We start from the raw sequence: 21,661 nt of genomic DNA on the forward strand, positions 1-21,661 counted from the left end.
GATCAGGGCCTCTCTGGTCGAACGTCTGGCACCGGCTGGCCGACGCGAGGCATGCCGAGCATGACAGCCCGGCTCTTGCGGATGGTCACCATCGCCTCCTGCACTTGGTCCTGCTCGTCCATCTCGAGCTCAGCGAGTGACTCCTTCACGTTGGCGATCAGCCGGCGCACTCTTTGGATCTCGTGCTCCGACGGCGTCGCCTCGGCCTTGGCCCACTCGTCAGCGGTAGTAAGAGCCGCGATCCGCTCGCGCGTCTGAAGCAGATCGGACAGGTATCGCTCCAGATCCGGAAGGTAGGACACGTCGGTGTTGAAGTGGTCGCAGCCCACGCACCGGAACCGGATCGGACACTCGCCCCCACCAGCCTGGACGTTGGACGGCTCCCCACACCCACCGAACGCCACCGGGACCGACTCCAGGCCCCGTCGCACATGCTCGGATTCCATCAACTGCCTGGCCTCGCGCCAGATCCGGTTCCCGTGCCGGTCGAAGTGGAACCGCGCGACGGTGTCAACCGCCCTGCGAGTTCGCTCCTCCGTCACCCTGTAATACCGGCGGGTCGACTCCAGAAGATCATGATCCATCAGCTTGCGGAGCTGGTCGATCGGCACGCCCGCGTCAGCGTGTCGCTGGGCATAACTGTGCCGGTAGGCATACATCACAACCTTGGACCGGTCGAACTCCGTCTTGCCGTCCTCCATCAGCAGCGGGGACATCTCCGCAACCCAGTCCGAGTGCCGTTCCCCCACCGTGCCCATCGCGACCGACCGGGTGCCACGCGGGTTGCGAATCGGGGCCGGCAACAGCACCAGCTCCGACAGCGGCGTGTCCGGGAACCACGTACGAACTCGATGTTGCTGATCCCGGATCACATCGACGGTGGCCTGGGCAATCGGCAGACGGATGCCCAGCCGGTTGCACTTGATGTTTGTCCAGATCAGCTCGTGCTTGCCCTTGGAGTCAGTGGCCAGACAGTCCCACTCCAGCGTGCAGATCTCATCGGGCCGGCGTCCGGTGTCGATCATCAGGTCGATGGCCACCCGGACCTCACGCGAGGCCATCTCCTCCAGTCTGTCCAGCTGCCCGCAGACCTGCCGCATCACCACCGTCGGCAGGTCTCGGGGCTTCTTGCGCTTGTCTTCCTTCGGGATGTCCGACTCCCGCAGCGCGAAGTCCTCCGAGACGCCCGCCATCGGGCCGCCCGGACGTGACGCGCCGAGCGCGCGGGTGCGGTTGAGGAGTTTCCGCAGCATCCGAAGGGTGTTCCACCGAAGGTTGTCGGTCATGTCGGAATCGTGCTGGCTGACTTGGAAGGTCAACCGGCCGAGGAAGTTCTCGATGTCTGCCCGGTCAACGGAGGTCGGGATTTCACCACGGTCCTCGCGGAAGGCCCGCAAACTCTTCGACAGCCGACCGACCGCGCCGATATGGGCCTGCAGGAACCGGGTCGCGCTCTTGCCATAGTGACGCGGCAACTCCTCGACAATCCACATCATCACCGCCTCACGCAGCCACTTCTGGGTGATACCCGTGAAGTCCAGCACTCCACGGTGACCCCACGCCCGAGCGTCCCAGCGGTCCGGCTTGCGCCGCTCCACCTCCGGGTCCAAGAGCGCCTGGACCACGTGATCCCGCAGCAGCCGGGCATTAATAGCCGCCGTGTTCTTCTTGCCCGTCCGCTCGCCATCGGGCACGTCCATCAAGGACAAAAACTCGTGCCGACGAAGCCAGTTGACCGTCGATCGCAGCTTCTGCGGTGACACCTTCACCTCCTGCCCGATCCGCTCCTGCAACGCGAACAGCACCTCGACGACCAGCAGCGGAGACAGCCCCAGCAGCGGCACCACCCCCGGACTCGTCAGCGTCGGCGCCTCCGTCCGGGCCCAGCGCGCCTCATCCGAGGCCTCCGGCTCACCGTCCCGCACCAGGCGCTTCCACTTCGTTTTGTGCGCCTGGCAGTACGGGCTCGTGGTCAGTTCCCGCTCGCGCGAGCACGCCAGCACGCCGCAGATCCCCAACGGGGGCATCGGTTTGACCTGCGGGTGCGCGAAGAACTCCTCCATCGGCAGACCCAGCTTGCGAAACCGCGATCGGTGTGGCCCGCACAGCTTGGACACCGAACTGCTCCACATCCGCGCGCAGTTCAGAACCGAACAGCGCTCCCGCGGCTTCTTCTTCTCTGCCTCCGCGCTGCCCACGAACTCCTCCAGCGGGAGCTTGGAGCGGTTCCACTTGCTCTGGCAGAGACTGCACAACCCTGACGTCAAGATTGCCTCGGCAGAGCAGATGGCATTGATACAAGGTGTCCACGCCAGCAGCGGGTGCCCCGGCTGAATCGTCAGCGTTCGGCTGTCCTCATCCCAGCCCGCAGCCTCCACCAAAAACTGCGGATCCAGGCGAGCTTTGAACCGCTCCACCTTCGGATCAGCACCGATGGACCGCTCACTCTCACGTACTTCTGCGAGCGTTGTCATCACTGGCCCGCTCCGTCCGTGGTCAGCACCCTCGGTGAGGGGACCCGCTCGACGACGTTCCGCAGGGCTTGTGAGTCGGGATGCAAATAGGGGAGCAACGACTCAGGGGATTCGTGGCCCATCAGCTCCGACAACTCATCCCAGTCCGCCCCTGCCGCTCGCGCGTTACTGGCAAAAGCGTGACGGAGCTGATGTGGTCGGACCCTGCGTGCCAAGCTGGCCCGCTCGCTGAGCGCGGTCATCAACTCGTTCACTGCTCGCGGCGGCATCGGCGTACCCAGTGGCTCCCGCTGCAGGTTCACCAACACGAAGTCGCACGCATCCGCCGCGCGGCAGGCGATCCGCTCCATCACATACCGGTCGTGCGCTTGCACCAGCAGCCGATCGACAGGGACCACCCGCTCGCGGCGGGACTTGGCCCACGCTCCGTTCGGGTTCAGCTCGCGCCGCACCACGTGCAAGTGCGGTCCGGCCACCGCGCAACCCAGAGACACGGAACTGAGCAGGAAATGGATGTCCTCCCGCCGCAGCCCGACCAGTTCCCCCCGGCGCAGACCGCCCCTGCCCATAAAGAGGAGCATCATCCGGTCCCGCGCCGTCCGGCAGGCCCGCAGCAGCGCGAGGATCTCCTCATCGCTGGCCCGGTCCACCGGTCGCTTCGGCTCCTTCATCCGGTGCCGTACTCCCAGACGCACCCCCGCCGTCGAGCCCTCGCCCCTTGCTGCGGCTGGCAGATCCGCCGTTGAAGCCAAGTCGAACAGGACTGGCAGCACCCACTGCGGCGCGTCACCATGTGTCACCGCATGCGCGACCATCCCACGCACCGCTGTCAGTACCCCGTTGACCCGTTTCTCACCGCGCGCTGGCTTGCGCCCCGGACCGACCATCAGCGCCGCCCCCGGCGACGGATCGATGCCCGACATGCCTTTCGGCGCGTGCCGCAGCCACGTCATGAACAGGCCCAAGTCCGGTGCCGCAGTGCGCCAGTCCCGGTCCGTGCGCAAACACCAGCGCAGGAACAACGCGAGCGCGTACGCGTAAGTCTCCGTAGTCGACTCGGCCTTGCCCTTGCCGAACCGGACGTGTTGCAGGAACCGATCCGCAGCCGCCACTGGAACGAACAAGTGGTCCAACACCGTCCAGTACCTCTGCCCTGAAGGCAAGGTCACAGGAAACGCTCTCAACCTGGTGCTCTCTCAACTGATGTACGCCATGCAACGTGAGCTACACCCCAACAGGTGTGTTGCACACCGAGTTTCGAGAGACTGTCATGCCACGTCACACCACAGAATATCGCCCCCTACAAAACGCTGCACAATCCCGCGGACATCGAGCGCCGCGGCCTGCGGCTCGGCGACACCGTGACCGTGTACAAGGCGGGCGACATCATCCCGCGGATCGAGGCTCCGGTGGTGGAGCTGCGCACCGGCGAGGAACGGGCCGTCGAGCTGCCGGCCGTCTGCCCCGGCTGCCAGGGGGAGATCGACCGGAGCCAGGAGCGGTGGCGGTGCGCGCAGCCGGCCGACTGCGGGCGGATCGCCGCGATCCTGTACGCCGCCGGGCGCGACCAGCTGGACATCGACGGCCTGGGCGAGACGTACGTACGGGCGCTGGTCGAGGCCGGCCGGGTCAGGGACGTGGCCGACCTGTTCGGGCTGGACCACGTGGCGCTCGCGGAGGCAGCGGGGAGCGAGAAGCGGGCCGTGAAGCTGCTGGAGCAGCTCGAGGCCGCGAAGGGCAGGCCGCTGGCCCGGGTGTTCTGCGCGCTCGGGGTCGTCGGCACCGGGCGGGGCATGTCCCGGCGCATCGCCCGCCACTTCGGGACGATGGAGGCGATCCGGGCCGCCGATGCCGCCGCGATGACGGAGGTCGAACTGGTCGGGGACACCAAGGCGGCCGGGATCGTCGCCCAGGTCGCATCGCTTGGACCGGTCATCGACAAGCTGGCCGCGGCCGGGGTCAACCTCACCGAGCCGCAGGTGGAGCGCCCCGCCGGCGGAGCGGGCGCGGACGGTCCGCTCGCCGGTCAGAGCGTGGTGGTCACGGGGAAGATGACGGGTGCGCTGGCGGCGTACGACACGCGCGACAAGGTGCGCGAGCTGATCGAGCGGGCGGGCGGGAAGTCCGCGAGCGGCATATCGGGGCGCACGACGCTGCTCGTGGCGGGAGCCAAGGCCGGCAGCAAGGTGGCCAAGGCCGAGGAGGCCGGCATCGAGATCGTCGGTGAGGAGGCGTTCGCCGAGCGGATCGCCGCGTTCCTCACCTGCTGAGCGGTTCGGGCGGCGGCGGGGTGACGGCCAGGACCGGCGGGGCCGGCGAGGTGTACCGGTGGCCGCAGGGGTCGAAGACCAGCATCACCGGCCGGCCCGGACGCTGGCGCCAGGAGATGCGTTCCGGTGCGCTCGCGCACACGGGGCAGTACGGCAGCGGGCTCGGCTCCGCCGGACCCTCGGGGGCGGCCTCGAGCCGGGGCATGGGGTGCGGTGCGCGCATGGGGGCTCCCTGGACCGGCGGTTGTGCTCCTGGCACTGTGCCATGGACCGGCCCCTGGACGCACGGGCCGATCGTCCAAGGTTCCGGCAGGTCAGAGGTGCGCTCCCGCGGGCCCGCCCCCGGGGTGGCCGCTGGGGCCGCGCCGCGTCCCGGGGCGGCCGAGAGCGGGACACCGGATCGTGTCCCGTCGGCTGGGCCGCCGACCGGCGGACGAAGGCGCCGGGGTGCGCAGGACGTACTCCTGCGCACCCCGGCGCCTTCACGTCCTTCCGGCGATCACGCGGCCTTCGCGATCTCCGGGTGCTCCTTCAGCCAGGCGCGGACCGCCTGCTGCTCCTTGCCCTTGCCCGCCTCCTGGATCTTCGCCTCCAGGCCGGTCAGCTGGGTTTCGGACAGCTTGAACGAGCGCAGCCAGGAGGCCACTTCCGGCTCATCGGCGGCGAAGCCCTTGCGGGCCAGGGTGTGGATGCCGTCGCCCTGGCCCCAGGCCCCCTTGGGGTCCTCGAGCTTCTTCAGGTCGTACGAGGCGTACGCCCAGTGCGGCGACCAGAGGACGACCGCCACCGGCTCCTGCTTCTCGTAGGACCGCTTGAGCTCGGCGAGCATGCCGGGGGTCGATCCGTCGACGACCTGGTACTCGCCGTCGAGGCCGTACTCCTTGAGCAGTTTGCCCTTCAGGATCCCCATCGCGCCGGCGCTGGGCTCGATGCCGATGATCCGGCCCTTGAACTCGCTGCCCTTGCCCTTGAGGTCGGCGAGGGAGGTGACGTCCTTCACATAGGAGGGGACGGACAGTTCGATGGAGGTCGGGCCGTACCAGGAGCCGAGGTCGTCCAGCTTGTTCCCGTACTTCTCCCAGTACTGGGCCTGCGTGACCGGCAGCCAGGCGTCGGTCTGGAAGTCGACCTGGCCACCCGCCAGCCCGGTGAACAGGGCGCCGAGCTCCAACTGCCGTGCCTCCACCCGGAAGCCGCGGCGCTCCAGGAGCTCCTTCCACAGGTAGGTCGAGGCGATGCCCTCGTCCCACGGGATGTAGCCGATGCTGATCTTGCGGCCCTTGCCGATGCCGTCGGCCCCGGCGGCGGCCGGCTGCCCCGAGCCGCCGAAGGTGTTCAGGCCGCCCGCGACGAGGGCGAGGAGCACGGCGCCGGTGACGGCGAAGGCCGGCTGGGGGCGGTGGTTCCACATCTTGGCGGCGCCGCTCGCGGCGGCCTGCGCCTTGGCCAGCGCGCGCCGGCCGAGCGGGGAGACCTGGCGGCCCAGCGCCCCGGTCATCCGGTCCAGGTACATGGCGAGGATGACGATGGAGATGCCCGCCTCGAAGCCGAGGCCGATGTCGACGTTGCCGATGGCCCGGTAGACGGCTCCGCCGAGCCCGCCTCCGCCGACCATGCCGGCGATGACGACCATGGACAGGCCGAGCATGATGACCTGGTTGATGCCCGCCATGATGGTGGGCAGGGCCAGAGGCAGCTGGACGCGCACGAGGGTGTCGCGCGGGGTCGTCCCGAAGGCGTCGGCCGCCTCGACCAGTTCCGCGTCGACCTGGCGGATGCCGAGCTCGGTCATCCGTACGCCGGGCGGCAGCGAGAAGATGATGGTCGCGATGATGCCGGGCACCACGCCCACCCCGAAGAAGATGATGCCGGGGATCAGGTAGACCATGGCCGGCATGGTCTGCATGAAGTCGAGGACGGGCCGCAGGACGGCGCTGACCCGGTCGGACCGGGAGGCCCAGATGCCGAGCGGGACCGCGAACACCAGCGTGACGAGGGTCGCGACCAGGACCAGGGAGAGCGTGGACATCGCGTCGGCCCACAGGCCGACGGAGTCGACGAGTGCGAAGCCTGCGAAGGCGAGGAGCGCGGCGAGCAGCCCGCGCAGCCACCACGCGGCGATGGCGAGGATGCCGGCGAACAGCAGCGGGGCGGGCGCGTCCAGCACGGCGTGGATGCCGTCGTACAGGCCGGTGACGAGCGCGCTGACGGCGTCGAACAACCAGGACAGGTGGCGCTGGAGGAAGTCGACTCCGCTGTCGACCCAGGCGCCGAGGTGCAGGCGGGGCATCAGGCGGCCACCTCCGTGCAGCGCACCGGTGCGCGCTGTTCGTCGCCGATGACGGCGACGAGGCGGTCCTGCGTTACGGAGCCCACGACGACCCCGGCGTCGTCGGTGACGGCGACGGGGTGCGGGACCCGGGCGCTGACCGCGCACAGGTCGGCGAGCGGGGTGTCGGCGGTGACGCTGGGGCAGCCGCAGGCGCAGCTCCCGGCGGCGGGAGCGGTCATCACGGCGTCGGCGGTGAGCACCCGGGAGCGGTCGACGTCCTGGATGAAGGAGGCGACGTAGTCGTCGGCGGGGCGGGTCAGGATGTCCTCGGCGGTGCCCTGCTGGACGATGCGGCCGTCGCGCATGACGGCGATGCCGTCACCGAGGCGCATGGCCTCGCCCAGGTCGTGTGTGATGAACACGATGGTCTTCTTGAGCCGCTGCTGGAGCTCCAGCAGCTGGTCCTGCATGTCGCGGCGGATCAGCGGGTCCAGCGCGCTGAAGGACTCGTCCATCAGCAGCAGGTCGGCGTCCGTGGCCAGGGCGCGGGCGAGGCCGACGCGCTGCTGCATGCCGCCGGACAGCTCGTCGGGCCAGGACGCCTCCCAGCCGGCGAGCCCGCACAGCTCCAACGCCTCGGCGGCGCGGCGCTCGCGCTCGTCGCGGGCGACGCCCTGCACCTCCAGCCCGTAGGCGGCGTTCTCGAGCACGCTGCGGTGCGGGAACAGCGCGAAGTGCTGGAAGACCATGCTGATCTTGGTGGAGCGTACGTGGCGCAGCTCACGCCGGGAGAGCGAGGTGAGGTCCTGGCCGTCGAAGAGAATGCGCCCCTCGGTGGGTTCGAGCAGTCCGTTCAGCATGCGCAGCAGCGTGGACTTGCCGGATCCCGACAGACCCATGACGACGAATATCTCGCCGGGCTCGACGCGGAACGAGGCGTCGATCACAGCGGCCGTCGTGCCGTCGGCGCGCAGCTCGTCGCGGCCGGCGCCGCCCCGGAGCGCGCGGACCGCGGCAGCGGCGTCGCCGGGTCGCCTTCCGAACACCTTGTAGACGTGCTCGGCCTGGAGCGTGGACACATACACCTCGCGGGTCGTACCGGAGACGGCCTGCGCCCGGCCGGTGGGGCCGGGCGGGGCCGTGGAGCGGTGCGGGATCCGCCCGCCCCCGCGCCGGCCGTGTCACGGCCGGCGGAGGGGTCCGCTCCGGATCCGCGGGTGCCCACGTCGCTCCGGGGTAAACGCCGAGGTGATCCACCTCACGCGTGTGCGGCCTGCGGCTCGGGATCCGGGTCCTCCAGCATGGAGGCGCGCAGGTGGGCGAGGAGGCGGGTCAGCAGGCGCGAGACCTGCATCTGCGAAATGCCGAGCGCGGCGCCGATCTGGGCCTGGGTCAGCTCCTCGCCGAAGCGCATCTGCAGCATGCGGCGCTCGCGGTCGCTGAGCTGTTCGAGCAGCGGCGCGAGGGTCTGGATGTCCTCGACGAGCTCCAGGGCCGGCTCCTCCTCGCCCATGACGTCCGCGAGGGTGTGGCCGTCGGCCGAGCCGTCGCCGCCCTCCGCGTGCGCGGTGTGCGGGGCGTCCAGGGAGCCGCTGGTGTGTCCGTTGGCGGCGACGAGACCCTCTATGACCTCCTCCTCCGCCAGGCAGAGGTGGCCGGCGAGATCCGCGACCGTGGGCGAGCGGTCGAGCGTGGTGGTCAGCTCCTCCTTCGCCTTGGCGATGTCGATGCGCAGCTCCTGGAGCCGGCGCGGGACGCGGACGGCCCAGGACGTGTCCCGGAAGTGCCGTTTGATCTCGCCTGTGATGTACGGCATGGCGAGGGTGGCGAACTCGTTCTCGCGGGCCGGGTCGAACCGGTCGATCGCCTTGATCAGGCCGATGGTGCCGACCTGGACGATGTCCTCGATGTCGCCTCCGTCACCCCGGCCGCGGAAGCGGCGGACGGCGTACTGGACGAGTGAGGCGTTCATCTCTATGAGTGCGTTGCGGACGTACTGGTGCTCCGGCGTGCCTTCGGGCAGTTCTCGTAGCCGCCGGAAGAACACCCGTGAGAGCTCCCTCGCGTCCGCGGGGGCCACCTCCCTTGGCTCCTCGATCCGCGGCAGGTCCGCGATCCGGGCGGCCTGGATGCCGCGGCGCGGACCGGGGACGACAGCGGCGGTTTCGGAAGTGGAGGACGGGGCAGGGGCGGGCATGGGGTTCGCTCCTTGGGCTTGTCGGCTTGCGGCGCGGGACCTTGACTGCCGTAGATGGTGGTCTCTTTCAGCTTATACGTCAAGAATTGCCGGAAATGCGGCCGTCCACTTACTCGCGCGCGCACGCGAGGGCACACAGCCGCACACACGACCGGCGGGTCGGATTCCTCGTGCATACGGCCGTTCGCCAGACGGCCGTTCGGGCTACGGCGGTGCGGAGCCGTCCTCGCCCTCGCCCCGGCGCTCGCACTCGGGGCGGACACCGGGGCCTCGGCCGCGGGCCCGCGGCAGGCCCGGCGGCTCGCCGCGGACCCGTCCGTCGCCGAGGTCGCGCAGAACCGGAAGGTGCGGCCCGACGCCACCCGGCCGGACCCGCCGTCCTGGGGCATCGACCGGACCGACCGGCGCAGGCTCCCGCTCGACGGGAGCTGCACGTCGTGTCCGTCCGCGCGCTCGACCGGTCGGGCGAGGGCACCACGGAGCAGGTGGTCGCCGGAATCGCGCCGCCGGCCCGCCGGTCGGCCCCGGTCGGCCCGTCTCAGGTGATGCGGAATCCGGTCACCGCGCGGTCCCGGTGGAAGGTCAGCCGGTCCCAGATGGGGAAGGCGAGGTCGGTGACGGCGAGCAGCCGGCCGGTGTCGTCGTGCAGGGTGCGGCGCACGGTCAGGCCGCAGACCGGGACGGCGGCCGGCGGGTGGCTGCTGCGGGTCATGGTGAGGGTCTCGGCGACCCGGCCCTGCTCGGCGGCCCGGTCGAGCCACCGGTGCAGCGGCCCGAGGTCCTCGTCGCGGACGGCCGAGCGGTCGCGGTAGCCGGCGAGTCCGGGGCTCTCTGCGATCACGCGCGGGCAGAGGTACGTGACGGCGTGCCGGAGGGTCTGCCCCGACGGGTCGCGCTCGCGGCGGTGGTGGACCAGGGTGCGGTCCCCGCCGCGCATCCCGAGCAGCGCGGCGAGCGAGGGCGGCACGGTGACCGGGGTCAGCCAGCTCCGGGCGGGCGGCGCGGCGGCGGGTACGGCGGCCGGTGCGGCCGCTCCGCGCGGAGCAGCCGGGCCCACCTTGGCCGGATCCTGACGGCCCGGCACCGGGCCCGGCGAAGCTACCCCAGCAGCGGGTTCGGGAGCGGAATGTAGCGCGCGTCCGCGCCGTCCGCACGCGTCCAGCGCAGCAGCAGGTTCGTCTTGGCCGGGAGGGCCGGGGCCGAGAGCAGCTCCGCGATCTCGGGAAGGCCGCGTTCGGCGTCGTAGCGCAGGAACTCCTCGCGTACCGCCGGCCACACCGTGGCGGCGGCGTCCGGGTGCTCCTCGGCAAGCGCCCCCGCGACCTCGGTCAGGTGATTGACCACCAGGCAGTAGACCAGCCGCTGCCAGGCGTCCGCACGCTCCACGTCCGGCAGGAGCTTCACCCCCTCCGCATCCCGGAACAGGGCCTGTACCGGCATGCCGTGGGCATCGACCGCGACGAGGGTGTTCTGCAGGTGCGCCTCCAGGACGACGCCGTGCCGGGCGAACAAGTCCAGTACGGGCGGCACGACATGGCGCAGATACGCCCGCCACCAGCCGGCCGGATCGGCCGTCGCGGCCAGCGGGCTGCCCGCGAAGCCCTCGGCGAGCGCCGCGGCCGCCAGCGGCGTGGCCCCGGGCTCCACCTGTGCACGCAGGCCGTCGCGGACCAGGACGGCGAGTTCCTCGAAGGCGAAGGACGCGGTCCGGTAGCCGCGGTCGGAGAGCCAGACCGCATTCGAGCCGGAGCTGCGCAGATCGGCGAATCCGGCCTCGACCGCGGCGTCCGCGCGGCGCAGTTTCAGCAGGTCGTGCCGCCACAGCCGGCGCACGTCGTTGGTGATCCGGACGTCGAGGCTGAACTTCACGAAGAGATCACCGTCGTCCTCGCCTTCACCCTCGCCCTCACCCTCGCCCTCGCCCTCGCCGGGCACGTACAGGGTCCGGATCGAGGCGGTCGGCCAGGCCGGGACCCGCCCCGGGCCGAGCCGCAGCAGCCGCCCGTCGGCGAAGGCCTCGCGTACGGCCTCTGAGCCGCCCACCAGGTCCAGCTGCCACGGATGCGCGGGCAGCAGCCGGTATCCGGCAGGCGGGCGCGGGCCGTCGAGCAGCCCGGCCAGCGAGTCGATCGCATCGGCCGCGGCCGGCCCGCCCTCCTCGGCCACCTGGTCCTCGCGCAGCCCCAGGAAGACCAGCGGGAACCGGGCGTACGCCTCCGGCGCGTACGGCAGCCAGCTCGCGGCGGGCGCGCCGCCCCGGGCCTTGGGAGCGGGGTGGTACGGGTGTCCCATGACCAGGGACTGCTCGGAGAGGACGTACGGGTCCTGCGGGGTCGCGGCCGAGGCGCGGGCGGCCAGCAGCGCGGCGACGGCCTCGCGGCTGTCGGAGATCTCGACCGGGAGCTCGTCGTTCACCGCGCCCGTGTACCGGTGCAGCTCGTCGGCGGTCAGTTTGACCAGCTCGGCGTGACCGAGCGGACGCCAGCCGTCCGCCGTGCGCAGTTCGGGGCGTACCGGCCTGCGCCCGCCCCGCACCCGCAACAGCCGCCCGCTGCCGCGCAGTCGGTGGACTCGCGCCGCGGGGGCGTCGTCCCCCGCGGCGGCGAACTCGTCGGCGGGATCGGCCGCTTCCCGCAGCAGGCAGTTCAGCAGCGGGCTGGCGGCGTACGCGTCGGCTGCGGTGTTGAGGTCCACGGATTCCATTCGGTCCATCCAGTGCGCCGGGGGTTCGCGGGGCGTACCCCCGGCCGTGATCTTCAGTATCCGCGATGATGAAGTGATCATCGCGTCACCCGTGAGAGGAACAGGGCCCTGGATCCCAGCATGAACCCCCCCGCCTCCCCGGCCGAAGAGGCCGTGTCCGCCGAACTGGCCGAGGTGCGCCCCGCCCTCGGTTCCGCCTACGAAGCCGCGCTCGGCGGCGCCCGGGCCGCCGTACTGACCCGGCTGTGGCGGGCGCTGGCCTTCGAACCGCTGCCGTGGGTGGAGCGCCGGGAGCGGGGGCCCGGCGGCCTGACGCTCCTGCTGTCCGGGGGCAGGCGGCTGGAGGGCCCGCTGCCGGACCCGTACGCGACCGGCCCGTACGTGTCCGAGGTGCTGCTCGACGGCACCCCGCACCGGCAGGCCGGGCGGCTGGTGGCGGCGCTCGGGGTGCCGCACGCGGACGCGTTCGCCGCCGAGCTGGACGACAGCACGGCCTCCCTCGCGCTGTCCCGGGCCGGACAGCCGACCGGGGAGGAAGCGGCTCCGCACACCACCTGGGAGTGGGAGCAGCGGGTGGTGGACGGGCATCCGTACCACCCCAACTGCCGCTCCCGGCCCGGATTCTCGGTGGCCGAGCAGCTGGCGTACGCACCGGAGCACCGGCCGGTGGCCGAGCTCGGGCTGGTCGCCGTACCGGCCGGGGAATGCCTGGTCACGGGCGCCTGGCCGGCCGAGCTGAGGGAGGGCGGCCGGCTCCTGCTGCCGGTGCACCCGTGGCAGGCGGAACACGTCCTGAAACAGACGGGCCGGGGGCCGGGTGCGCTGCGCCCCGGCTTTGCGGCGCATCCTCTGATGGCCCTGCGCACCCTCTCCCCCGTGGCAGGCGGTGCCCACGTCAAGACGGCGCTGAGCACCCGGCTGACCTCCTCCGTACGGGACATTTCCGAGTACTCCATCGAGATGGCGGCCGCGGTGTCCGCCTTCGCACAGGCCCTGTCCGAGCGGCTCGACGGGCAGCTGCACATCACCCGCACCCTGGGCGCCGCGACCGCGCACAGCCCGGACCTGGCGGCGGTGCTGCGCGAGCCCCCCGAGGTGTACGCGGACGCCGCGGCGGGCGAGTGGGTCGCGCCGGTGGCGGCCCTGGCCCTGTCGCCGTTCGCGCGCTCGGCGTCCTGGCGGGCCGAGTTCGCCCGGCTCGCGCTCTCGGTGTGCCTGCGGGTGCTGGACCTCGGGGTGGCCCTCGAGGCCCACGGCCAGAACCTCCTCGTCGTCCTGTCCTCGACCGGGGCCCCGCTGCGGCTGGTCTACCGCGACCTCGCCGACATCCGGATCAGCCCGGACCGGCTCGCCCGGACCGGCCTGGCGGCGCCGCCCCTCTCGGGCCGGCTGGTCACCGACGACGTGACCCTGCTGCGGCGCAAACTGTTCGGTTCCCTGCTGACCGGGGCCCTGGGGGCCACCGCAGGTTCGGCGGCGGCCTTCGGCGAGGCGCTGGCCCAGACCGCCGGCCTCCCGGCCACCGCCGACGCCGAGGCCCTGCTGACCGCGCCGCTGCCGACCAAGGCCCTGACGCTGATGCGGCTGAGCCCCGGAATCCCGGGCGACCAGTGGGCGGAGCTGGACAATCCGCTGGCCGAGGCCGCCCGGCAGGGCCGGGCGGGCTAGTGTCACAGGGCATGAAGGAGACCTCGTACCTGAACTCCGTACGGGCGTCCTACGACGCCGTCGCGGTCGACTACGCCCGGCTCCTCGGTGCGGAGCTGGCGAACAAGCCCCTGGACCGGGCCATGCTGGCGGCCTTCGCCGAGTGCGTGCGCGGCGACGAGGGCGGCGCGGCCCGGGCGGTCGCGGACCTGGGCTGCGGTCCGGGGCGCGTGACGGCCCATCTGGACGTGCTGGGCGTACGGACGTTCGGCGTCGACCTGTCCCCCGCAATGGTGGCGGTGGCCCGGCGGACGTATCCGGGCCTGCGCTTCGAGGTGGGCTCGATGGCGGCGCTGGACATCGCGGACGGGGTGCTCGGCGGGGTCCTGGCGTGGTACTCCACGGTGCACACCCCGCCGGGGGAACTTCCCCCGCTGTTCGCGGAGTTCGCCCGGGTGCTCGCGCCGGGCGGTCATCTGCTGATCGCGTTCAAGGCCGGCGACGAGAAGGTCCGGCTGGAGCACGCGTACGGGCACCCCGTCGACCTCGACGTGTACTGGACCCCGCCGGAGCTGATCGCCGGCCTGCTCGCCGGCGCCGGCCTGGAAGAGGTGGCCCGCCTGGTCCGCCGGCCCGCGGACTACGAGAAGTCCCCCCAGGGCTTTCTCCTGGCCCGCAAGGCCTGAGGCGCCGGAGGTCTAACGGCTGCCCTCCAGCACCTCCAGCCGCTGCTGGGTCAGCCGCAGGAGCCTCGGCTCGAGGCTCGGCAGGGCCCGCAGCAGGCGGACGAGTTCGGGGCCGGCGTCGCGGGCCGCCGCCTGGTCCTTGAGCTGGGTCCAGCAGTAGAGGGCGCCCGCCGCGGCCGCGAGGACCTCGGGAGCGTCAGGCGGCTGGTGCTCCAGGCGGGTGCGCCCGGCATTGATCCACAGTTGGGTCGCCGACCGGTAGTTTCCGGCCATCCGGGCGAGGTCGGCGCGGATCTCCGCCCAGTGGGTGGCCTCGGGCGAGGTGTGCCCGTGGGTCTGCAGCACGTGCTGCTCCCAGGCCTGGGCGAGCGTGGCCGCCTCCTGGTGCCGCCCGCCGGCGGCAAGGGCGTGGATGTGCGGCCGAGGGTCCGGAACCCGCTCCGGCCGCTCCGGCTGCTCCGGCCTCTCCTGGGCACCGGGCGCGGTCAGCTCGCGCGTCGCCGGCAGGACGAGGGTGCCGGGCGGCAGGGCGGCGGCTCCGACGGCGAAGGCGTGCAGCTGCAGGTTGGTGGGGCGGGTGGGGCTGCGGCGCAACTGGGCGATCCAGTGGCGGGTGTACGAGCTGACCCGCTCCTCTCCGCCGGCGAAGGCAGGCGGGACGACCACCCCGTACACGTCGGCGGAGGGTGAGGCGGGCAGGCTCCCGTACTCCTGGAGCACCGGCCAGGCGGACTTGTCGGCGACGAGGTCGAGCACCACCGTGGTCGGCCCGGCGGACCGGGCCCCGAGCTCGGTCCCCAGCCAGTCCCAAGGGAGCGCCGTGTAGCGGACGGTGGAGGCCGTGGTCCCCGCCAGCGCGAGATGGAGGCGGTGCCCGCGGCGGTCGAGGGTGAGCCTCCCCGACAGGTAGACCAGGAGCGGCCCCGGCGTGGCCGCGGCGGCGCGCAGCCGCATCAGCACGGTGTTCGGATCCCGGGCCCCGTCGAGGTACGTGGTGTCGCTGGGGACCTGGCTGTTCAGCAGCGCCGGCACGGGCAGTACCCCGAGCGCGGCCAGGTTCGCGCTGGGCGCGACCTGAACGGCCCGCCGCCGCACGGCGGCGTCGCCCGCTATGAGAAGAACATGCCCCCGCTGCTGCCTGCCGGCTCCGTCGATCTGCATGGGCAGACCGTACTCACCTCACGAGCCGGTCGCAGCACCGGTGATCGGATTCCCCCTGACGGCGGCGGCGCCTGCGCTGCCGAAATGCGCTGTTCCGCTGCGCCGCTCGCAGTGCCTCGGCCCCGCCGGCACACCGGACGCCCCCGGAATCCGCGGAGTTGAGGTGTGCCCGGTCGAGTGGGATTCCTCCACGGCCGGTTTGCGCGCAAGCCGGCCCGGAGCTTCTCCGACGCCCGGATGATCCACGGCTGCCGATCTGCGCGTGACGGCGCTGACGGTGGAGCCCTGCCGGCCGGACTCGGCGCAGACCCGCACGTGCGGTGGTCAGAATAGGTTCGACCGTGGCCTCGCCACGCTGTTGCTTCACCATGCGGCCGGCGTGGACGGCCTGTCGCCGGCCGGAGGCCGTGGGCCGTTCGGGGGGCAACACGGTCGCCGTGGGCCCGCCTTCGCTCCGATCGGCCCGGGCGATGGCAGGAAGGAGGGATGAGCCTCCATCGCCGCCAGCTCCTGGGCAGCGCCCCCGCGGCCGTCCTCGCCGCCGTAGGGGCGGTCGGGGCCCTCGGGGCGGGAACGCCTGCCCGCGGTCCGGACTGGGCGGCGCTCGCCCGCGGGATCGACGGGCGGCTGGTGCTGGCGGGCGACCGCGACTACCCCGAGGCCCGGCAGGTGTTCCAGCCCCGGTACGACACGGTCGCGCCGGGCGCGGTGGCCTATCCCGCGCACGCCGCCGACGTGGCCGTCTGCCTGGACTTCGCCCGCCGCTCCGCCGTCCCCGTGGTGCCGCGCGGCGGCGGCCACAGCTACGCCGGCTGGTCCACCTGCGCCGGCGGACTCGTCGTCGACCTCGGCGCCATGGACCGGCTGACCGTCGAGGGGGCCGGCGTGCGGATCGGCGCCGGAGCCCGGCTCGGCGACGTCAACCGGACCCTCGCCGGGCAGGGCCTGGGCATCCCCACCGGGCTGTGCCCCACCGTCGGGATCGCCGGGCTCACCCTGGGCGGCGGGCTGGGCCTGGCCTCCCGGGCGTACGGGACCACCTCGGACCGGCTGACCGGCGTCACCGTCGTCACCCCCGACGGGGTCGTGCGCGAGGCCGACGCCACCCGGGATCCGGGGCTGTTCTGGGCCCTGCGCGGCGGCGGGGGCGGCAACTTCGGGGTGGTCACCGAGTTCCGCTTCCGCACCCACCCGGCCGCCGACTGCGCCTACGCCGAACTCCACTGGGCCGAAGCCGACTCCGCCGCCGTACTGCGCGGCTGGCAGCGCTGGCTGGCCGCCCTGCCGGACCCCTTCTGGAGCCAGGTCGAGTTCCTCCTCGACGGCGGTCCCGCGCAGGCCCCCGCCGTCCGCGTGCTGTGCCTCGACGGGCGCGGCGAGCTCGACCGGGAGCTGACCCGGCTGTCCGGCCTGGTCGGCAGGCCGCTCCGGGACAGCTGGATCGCCGTACGTACGTACGAGGAGACACTGCGCGCCATGTCGGGCTGCTCGGAGCAGAGCGCCGCGCAGTGCCATCTGCCGGGCACCCTGCCCGGCCGGACCCCCGAGGGGCGGACCGGCCGGGAATCGTACGGCGGGCGCTGCGACTTCTGGGGCGGCGCCGGGCTGCCGGACGCGGGGGTCGCCGCGGTGCTGGCCGCCGTGCGGCGGTACGGGCGGACCGCGCCGGGCGGCGGGCTCGGCGTCGTGCAGTTCACCGGCGAGTGCGGCGGGGCGGTGAACCGGCCGGCGCCGGCCGACACCGCGTTCGTGCACCGCGACAGTGCCTTCCTCACCCAGTACCTGGCCTACTGGCCGGCGGCCGCGACACCCGCGGAGGTGGCCGTGCACCAGGGCTGGCTCGACGGGCTGTGGCGGGACCTGCGCCCCTGGGCGAGCGGGCGCGCGTACCAGAACTACATCGATCCGAAACTGCCCGCCTGGCGCGAGGCCTACTACGGGCCGAACCTCGCACGTCTCGAAGAGGTCCGGCGCGCCTACGACCCGGACCGGCTGTTCCGCTTCCCGCAGGCCATCTAGAGGAGCTCGACATGCGACGTACGTTGACCGTGGCGGCGGCGACGGCCGCCCTGCTGCTGCCCGCCGGCCCGCTGCCGGTGGCCGAGGCCGGGAGCGCCCTGCCGCCGCCCGGCAAGTGGTCCGCCCGTGAGGCGCAGAACTTCTGGACGGCCGACCGGATGGCGTCCGCGGCCCCCATGACGCCCGCTGCGGCGGCTCCGGCCACCGACCCCGGCACCGGGCAGGACTTCGACGGGATCCCGGTCGTCGGCCGGATGTTCGTGATGAAGGACGGCGGCGCGTACTTCTGCACCGCGAGCGTGGTCGCCTCCCCCGGCCGGAACCTGGTGCTCAGCGCGGCCCACTGCCTGCTCGGCACCGACGCCCGGCAGGTGGCCTTCGTACCCCTGTACACGGCGGACAACCCGCAGCCGTACGGGATGTTCCCGGTGGTGCGCGCCGCCGACGGGCGTTCGAGGGTGTGGATCGACCCCCGTTACAAGAGCCTGGGCGCCGACAAGGGGGCCGCCCTCGACGTGGCCTTCGCGCAGGTGGGGCCGGATGCCGACGGGTTCCCCGTCGAGGACGTGGTCGGCGGGAACCGCCTGGTCACCGGCGCCGGATACGAGCACGCGAAGGTGTCGCTGATCGGCTACCCGGCGTCGGCTGCGCGCCCGCGGCTGTGCGTGAACCGTACGACCAAGTTCACCAGCAAGGATCCGGGGATCCCCGGATCGTTCCTGCGGATCGACTGCACCGGGTACCCCGGCGGGACCAGCGGCGGCCCCTTCCTGAAGAACTACGACACGGTGACCGAGACCGGGGACGTCGTGGGGGTCATCGGCGGCTGGAAGACGGGCGGGGACACCCCCGACACCTCGTACAGCTCGTACTTCGGCCCGGACGTCAAGAAGTTGTACGAGCAGGCGGTTGCCGGGGCAGCGGCGAAGTCGACACCCTGACCCGGCGGGTGCGCGCGCCGCGGGTTGCCCACCGTGCGCGGGGTCGCCGGGAGCCCGTCGGCGGTCAGCCGGTCGGCGGGCGGGATCCCGAGGCCGGGGCCGGCCCCTGAAACAGGGGCGGTTCGTGTCGGTGCGCTCATGAGGCCACGGTCTGCAGCCAGACGGGGAGCAGCAGCAGGGAGACCACCGAACTCTTGATCACGAGCGAGGCGGAGAGGTCCACGCCGACGTCGTAGCGCTGGGCGAAGACGAACAGGTTCTGCGGGGTCGGCATCGCGGCGATCAGGACGAGGTACGTCAGCCACTCCCCCCGCACGCCGAACAACAGCCCGCACACCGCCCAGGCCAGCAGGGGGAAGGCGAGGCACTTGAAGGCGATGAGGGCCAGCTCCTCGCGGGAGGTGCCCCGGATGTCCAGCCCGAGGCCGCCGAGGTGGAGCCCGAGGGCGAACAGGGCGATCGGCGAGGCGCTGTCGCCGACGAAGGCGGCTCCGTCCAGGACCACCTTCGGGAGGTGCACCGAAAGGAGGTTGAGCAGGATACCGGCGTTGCAGGCGAGGACCAGCGGGGTGGCGAGCGAGGCGCCGACGGCCCGCAAGAGCCGTTGTCCGGGACCGCCCGCGGCCGGGCCGGCGCGGCCCAGCTCCATGATGGAGATGACCACCAGGGACAGTACGCAGACCTGGAAGAGGAGTACGGGGAAGATCGGCGCGGCCGTCCCGAAGAAGGTGATGAACACCGGGACGGCGAAGTAGGCGGTGTTCACCTGGACTCCGGCCATCACGCGCAGCGCCACGTCGCGGGGCTCCCGTATGCCGTGGGCACCCGAGGCGAAGGCGATGGCGAGCACCGCGAGGGCGGCGGCCGCGGCGTAGGCGCCGATGGCCCGCCAGTTGAAGAGGGCGCCGAGGTCGCTGCCGTAGATGTTGCCGAAGAGGTAGCAGGGGACGGCGAAGAGGAAGGCGTAGTCGGCGAAGGCCTTGGAGGCCTCGACAGGGACGATCTTGCGGCGGGCGAGCAGCACGCCGCCGCCGAAGGCCAGCAGCACCGGTACGAGCTTCTCGAGTGCGGCTGCCGTGCCCATGCGTACCGGCTCCCCCTGTGGTCGACGGCGAGCAGCCTACCCCTGCCCGCCGGGAGGGCCTGCGGCACATAGGCTGGTCCGATCATGAGCGATCGCGATGAAGCCCGCCGCCGTACGCCGGCATCCGCGAAGGCGGCCGGGGCGCCGATGCGGTTCACGGTGGTGCTGCGCACGCCCGCCCGGGCGGCGGAGCCCCTGTTCGCGCAGGCTCCGAAGGCCTGGCAGCGGATGCTGCCGTACGTCGTCGTCGGCATCTTCGTCGTGTCGCTGCTGCCGTCGACGATCGCCGTGCTGACCAACGACTACAAGGCGGGCGGCGGCTGGGCGGGGGCGCTGGGCGTGGCGCAGACCGTGCCGCTGCTGCTCGCGGTGACGCGGCCGGTGCCCGCGTGGGCCCTGATCCTGCTCGCGGACACGGTCGGGGCGGTGGTGCTGACCCACGCCGACAAGGTCTCCGGGCACGCGTGGCCGTGGACCCCGACGGGCATCGTCGGCTACCTGCTGCTGATGATCTGCCTGGGTCTGCGCGAGTCGATCCGGACGCTGGTCGGGGTGTGGCTGGTGACGGGCGCCGTCGGGGTGGTGCTGGGCTTCTTCCCGCCCGACGGGGTGATCACCACGGTCGCCCTCCTCTTCGTGCTCAGCGGGGCCTTCCTCGCCGTGACCGGGGCGCTGCGCGGGATCGGCGACGCCCAGCAGCGGATCGCCGAGCAGGAGAGCATCAGCGAGGCCGAGCGGGCCCGGCGGACCCTGCTGGAGGAACGGGCGCGGATCGCCCGGGAGCTGCACGACGTGGTGGCCCATCACATGTCGGTGATCACCGTGCAGGCGGACTCCGCGCCGTACCGGCTGCCCGGCATGCCGGAGCCGGTGCAGGAGGAGTTCGCGGCGATCGCGGCCAGTGCGCGCGAGTCGCTGGGCGAGATGCGGCGGCTGCTGACGGTACTGCGCGGCGACCGGGCGAACGGCGGGAACGGCGGTGACGGTCCGCCCGGCAGCGCGGGCGAGCTGGCCCCGCAGCCGGGGATCGGCCGGATCCAGCAGCTGGTCGAGGCGACCGTACGGGCCGGGCAGCCGGTGGAGTTGTCGCTCGCCGCCGGTGCGGCGCAGGCGGCGCCTCCGGCCGTGGACCTGTCGGCGTACCGGATCGTGCAGGAGGCCCTGGCGAACGTGGTGCGGCACGCGCCGGGTGCCGAGACCCGGGTGTCGGTGACGCACGACTCCGAGGAGGTCCTCGTGCTCGTGGTCAACGGACCGGCGGCCCGGGATGCCGTGGCGGCGCTGGAGAGTTCGGGCACCGGGCACGGTCTGGTGGGGATGCAGGAGCGCGTACGGTTGACGGGCGGGACGCTGGACACCGGTCCGCTGCCCGACGGCGGCTTCCGGGTCGCGGCCCGGCTGCCCCTGAACGACCCGACCGAGGACGCCAGTTGACCATCCGCGTGATCATCGTCGACGACCAGGCCATGGTGCGGGCGGGGTTCGCCGCCCTGCTGTCGGCGCAGGCCGACATCGACGTGGTGGGCGAGGCCCCCGACGGGCGGCAGGGGGTGCAGGTCTCCCGCACCGTGCATCCCGACGTGGTGCTGATGGACGTACGCATGCCGGAGATGGACGGGCTGACGGCGGCCCGGGAGCTGCTCAGCCCGCCTCCGGGGGTCGTCCACCGGCCGAAGGTGCTGATGCTGACCACCTTCGACATCGACGACTACGTGTACGAGGCGCTGCGCGCGGGCGCGTCCGGGTTCCTGCTGAAGGACGCGCCGCCGGCCGATCTGATCGCGGCGGTCCGGGTGGTCGCGTCGGGCGAGGCGCTGCTGGCGCCCTCGGTGACCCGCCGGCTGATCGCGGACTTCGTCCAGCAGCGGCCGGCGCCGCGCAGGGACCCGGCGCTGCGGCTGAACGGGCTGACCCCGCGCGAGACCGAGGTGCTCCAGCTGATCGCGCGCGGGCTCTCGAACCAGGAGATCGCCGGGCACCTGGTGCTGGCGGAGCAGACGGTGAAGACCCACATCGGACGGGTGCTGGCCAAGCTGGACCTGCGGGACCGCGCCCAAGCGGTGATCTTCGCGTACGAGGCGGGCCTGGTCCGCCCGGGCGACTCCGACTGACGCCCCGGCCGACGCCCGCCCCGGCGGCCCGGCCCGACGTGGGGGATCTCCAGGGATCTCCTCCACCCCCTACCGGGGTATGACATGCGACTTGGC

General features: G+C 72.5%; 17 protein-coding genes. 7 read left to right on the forward strand and 10 right to left on the reverse strand.

Annotation, left to right across the window (positions count from 1 at the left end; translation table 11 throughout):
* Positions 1–2: 2 nt before the first annotated feature.
* Positions 3–2,474: a tyrosine-type recombinase/integrase gene (locus AB0I68_RS10595; protein ID WP_363176850.1), complete on the reverse strand. Its 2,472-nt coding sequence runs from the start codon at positions 2,472–2,474 to the stop codon at positions 3–5.
* Positions 2,474–3,610, reverse strand: a complete 1,137-nt coding sequence (locus tag AB0I68_RS10600; protein WP_363176851.1) for a tyrosine-type recombinase/integrase — start codon at positions 3,608–3,610, stop codon at positions 2,474–2,476. Before AB0I68_RS10600 ends, AB0I68_RS10595 begins: the two co-directional genes overlap by 1 nt.
* 102 nt (positions 3,611–3,712) lie before the next feature.
* Between AB0I68_RS10600 and AB0I68_RS10605 the strand changes: the two genes are divergently transcribed.
* A complete protein-coding gene (locus AB0I68_RS10605; protein ID WP_363176852.1) occupies positions 3,713–4,744 on the forward strand; it encodes a helix-hairpin-helix domain-containing protein in 1,032 nt (343 codons plus the stop codon).
* On the opposite strand, the gene AB0I68_RS10610 is transcribed toward AB0I68_RS10605, so the two are convergent.
* From AB0I68_RS10610 to AB0I68_RS10635, 6 genes are all read right to left on the reverse strand, one after another.
* Positions 4,734–4,967: a hypothetical protein gene (locus tag AB0I68_RS10610; protein ID WP_363176853.1), complete on the reverse strand. Its 234-nt coding sequence runs from the start codon at positions 4,965–4,967 to the stop codon at positions 4,734–4,736. The genes AB0I68_RS10605 and AB0I68_RS10610 overlap by 11 nt on opposite strands.
* A gap of 276 nt (positions 4,968–5,243) precedes the next feature.
* The gene (locus tag AB0I68_RS10615) at positions 5,244–7,034 is read right to left on the reverse strand and encodes an ABC transporter permease/substrate binding protein (protein WP_363176854.1); all 1,791 of its coding nucleotides are present in this window, start codon (positions 7,032–7,034) and stop codon (positions 5,244–5,246) included.
* On the reverse strand, positions 7,034–8,095 hold the full coding sequence (locus AB0I68_RS10620; protein WP_363176955.1) for a betaine/proline/choline family ABC transporter ATP-binding protein: 1,062 nt from the start codon (positions 8,093–8,095) through the stop codon (positions 7,034–7,036). Before AB0I68_RS10620 ends, AB0I68_RS10615 begins: the two co-directional genes overlap by 1 nt.
* 179 nt (positions 8,096–8,274) lie before the next feature.
* Entirely contained in the window at positions 8,275–9,213 is a 939-nt protein-coding gene (locus AB0I68_RS10625; protein WP_363176855.1) for a SigB/SigF/SigG family RNA polymerase sigma factor, read from the reverse strand.
* Between the two features lie 538 nt (positions 9,214–9,751).
* A complete protein-coding gene (locus AB0I68_RS10630; protein ID WP_363176856.1) occupies positions 9,752–10,270 on the reverse strand; it encodes a hypothetical protein in 519 nt (172 codons plus the stop codon).
* Between the two features lie 41 nt (positions 10,271–10,311).
* Entirely contained in the window at positions 10,312–11,925 is a 1,614-nt protein-coding gene (locus AB0I68_RS10635; RefSeq protein WP_363176956.1) for an IucA/IucC family protein, read from the reverse strand.
* 111 nt (positions 11,926–12,036) lie between these two features.
* Between AB0I68_RS10635 and AB0I68_RS10640 the strand changes: the two genes are divergently transcribed.
* Positions 12,037–13,584 carry an IucA/IucC family protein gene (locus tag AB0I68_RS10640; RefSeq protein WP_363176857.1) on the forward strand — a complete coding sequence of 516 codons (1,548 nt, stop codon included), beginning with the start codon at positions 12,037–12,039 and terminating at the stop codon, positions 13,582–13,584.
* Positions 13,585–13,595: 11 nt separating this feature from the next.
* Positions 13,596–14,249, forward strand: a complete 654-nt coding sequence (locus AB0I68_RS10645) for a class I SAM-dependent methyltransferase (protein ID WP_363176858.1) — start codon at positions 13,596–13,598, stop codon at positions 14,247–14,249.
* Between the two features lie 12 nt (positions 14,250–14,261).
* On the opposite strand, the gene AB0I68_RS10650 is transcribed toward AB0I68_RS10645, so the two are convergent.
* Positions 14,262–15,410 carry a hypothetical protein gene (locus tag AB0I68_RS10650; protein ID WP_363176859.1) on the reverse strand — a complete coding sequence of 383 codons (1,149 nt, stop codon included), beginning with the start codon at positions 15,408–15,410 and terminating at the stop codon, positions 14,262–14,264.
* A 486-nt stretch (positions 15,411–15,896) separates the two neighbouring features.
* On the opposite strand from AB0I68_RS10650, the gene AB0I68_RS10655 reads away from it, so the two are divergent.
* Positions 15,897–17,429, forward strand: a complete 1,533-nt coding sequence (locus AB0I68_RS10655) for an FAD-binding oxidoreductase (RefSeq protein ID WP_363176860.1) — start codon at positions 15,897–15,899, stop codon at positions 17,427–17,429.
* 11 nt (positions 17,430–17,440) lie between these two features.
* Complete coding sequence (locus AB0I68_RS10660) at positions 17,441–18,370, forward strand: serine protease (RefSeq protein ID WP_363176861.1); 930 nt, start codon at positions 17,441–17,443, stop codon at positions 18,368–18,370.
* A gap of 136 nt (positions 18,371–18,506) precedes the next feature.
* Here AB0I68_RS10660 and AB0I68_RS10665 read toward each other — a convergent pair whose 3' ends face one another.
* On the reverse strand, positions 18,507–19,454 hold the full coding sequence (locus AB0I68_RS10665; protein WP_363176862.1) for an AEC family transporter: 948 nt from the start codon (positions 19,452–19,454) through the stop codon (positions 18,507–18,509).
* Between the two features lie 147 nt (positions 19,455–19,601).
* Here AB0I68_RS10665 and AB0I68_RS10670 point away from each other — a divergent pair, with 147 nt between their 5' ends.
* Positions 19,602–20,888 carry a histidine kinase gene (locus tag AB0I68_RS10670; RefSeq protein WP_363176957.1) on the forward strand — a complete coding sequence of 429 codons (1,287 nt, stop codon included), beginning with the start codon at positions 19,602–19,604 and terminating at the stop codon, positions 20,886–20,888.
* Positions 20,885–21,565 (forward strand): response regulator transcription factor, encoded by a 681-nt coding sequence (locus AB0I68_RS10675; protein WP_363176863.1) that lies wholly within the window; start codon positions 20,885–20,887, stop codon positions 21,563–21,565. Before AB0I68_RS10670 ends, AB0I68_RS10675 begins: the two co-directional genes overlap by 4 nt.
* Positions 21,566–21,661 lie beyond the last annotated feature (96 nt).

Source organism: Streptomyces sp. NPDC050448, assembly GCF_040655295.1.
In the GTDB taxonomy this organism is placed as follows: domain Bacteria; phylum Actinomycetota; class Actinomycetes; order Streptomycetales; family Streptomycetaceae; genus Streptomyces.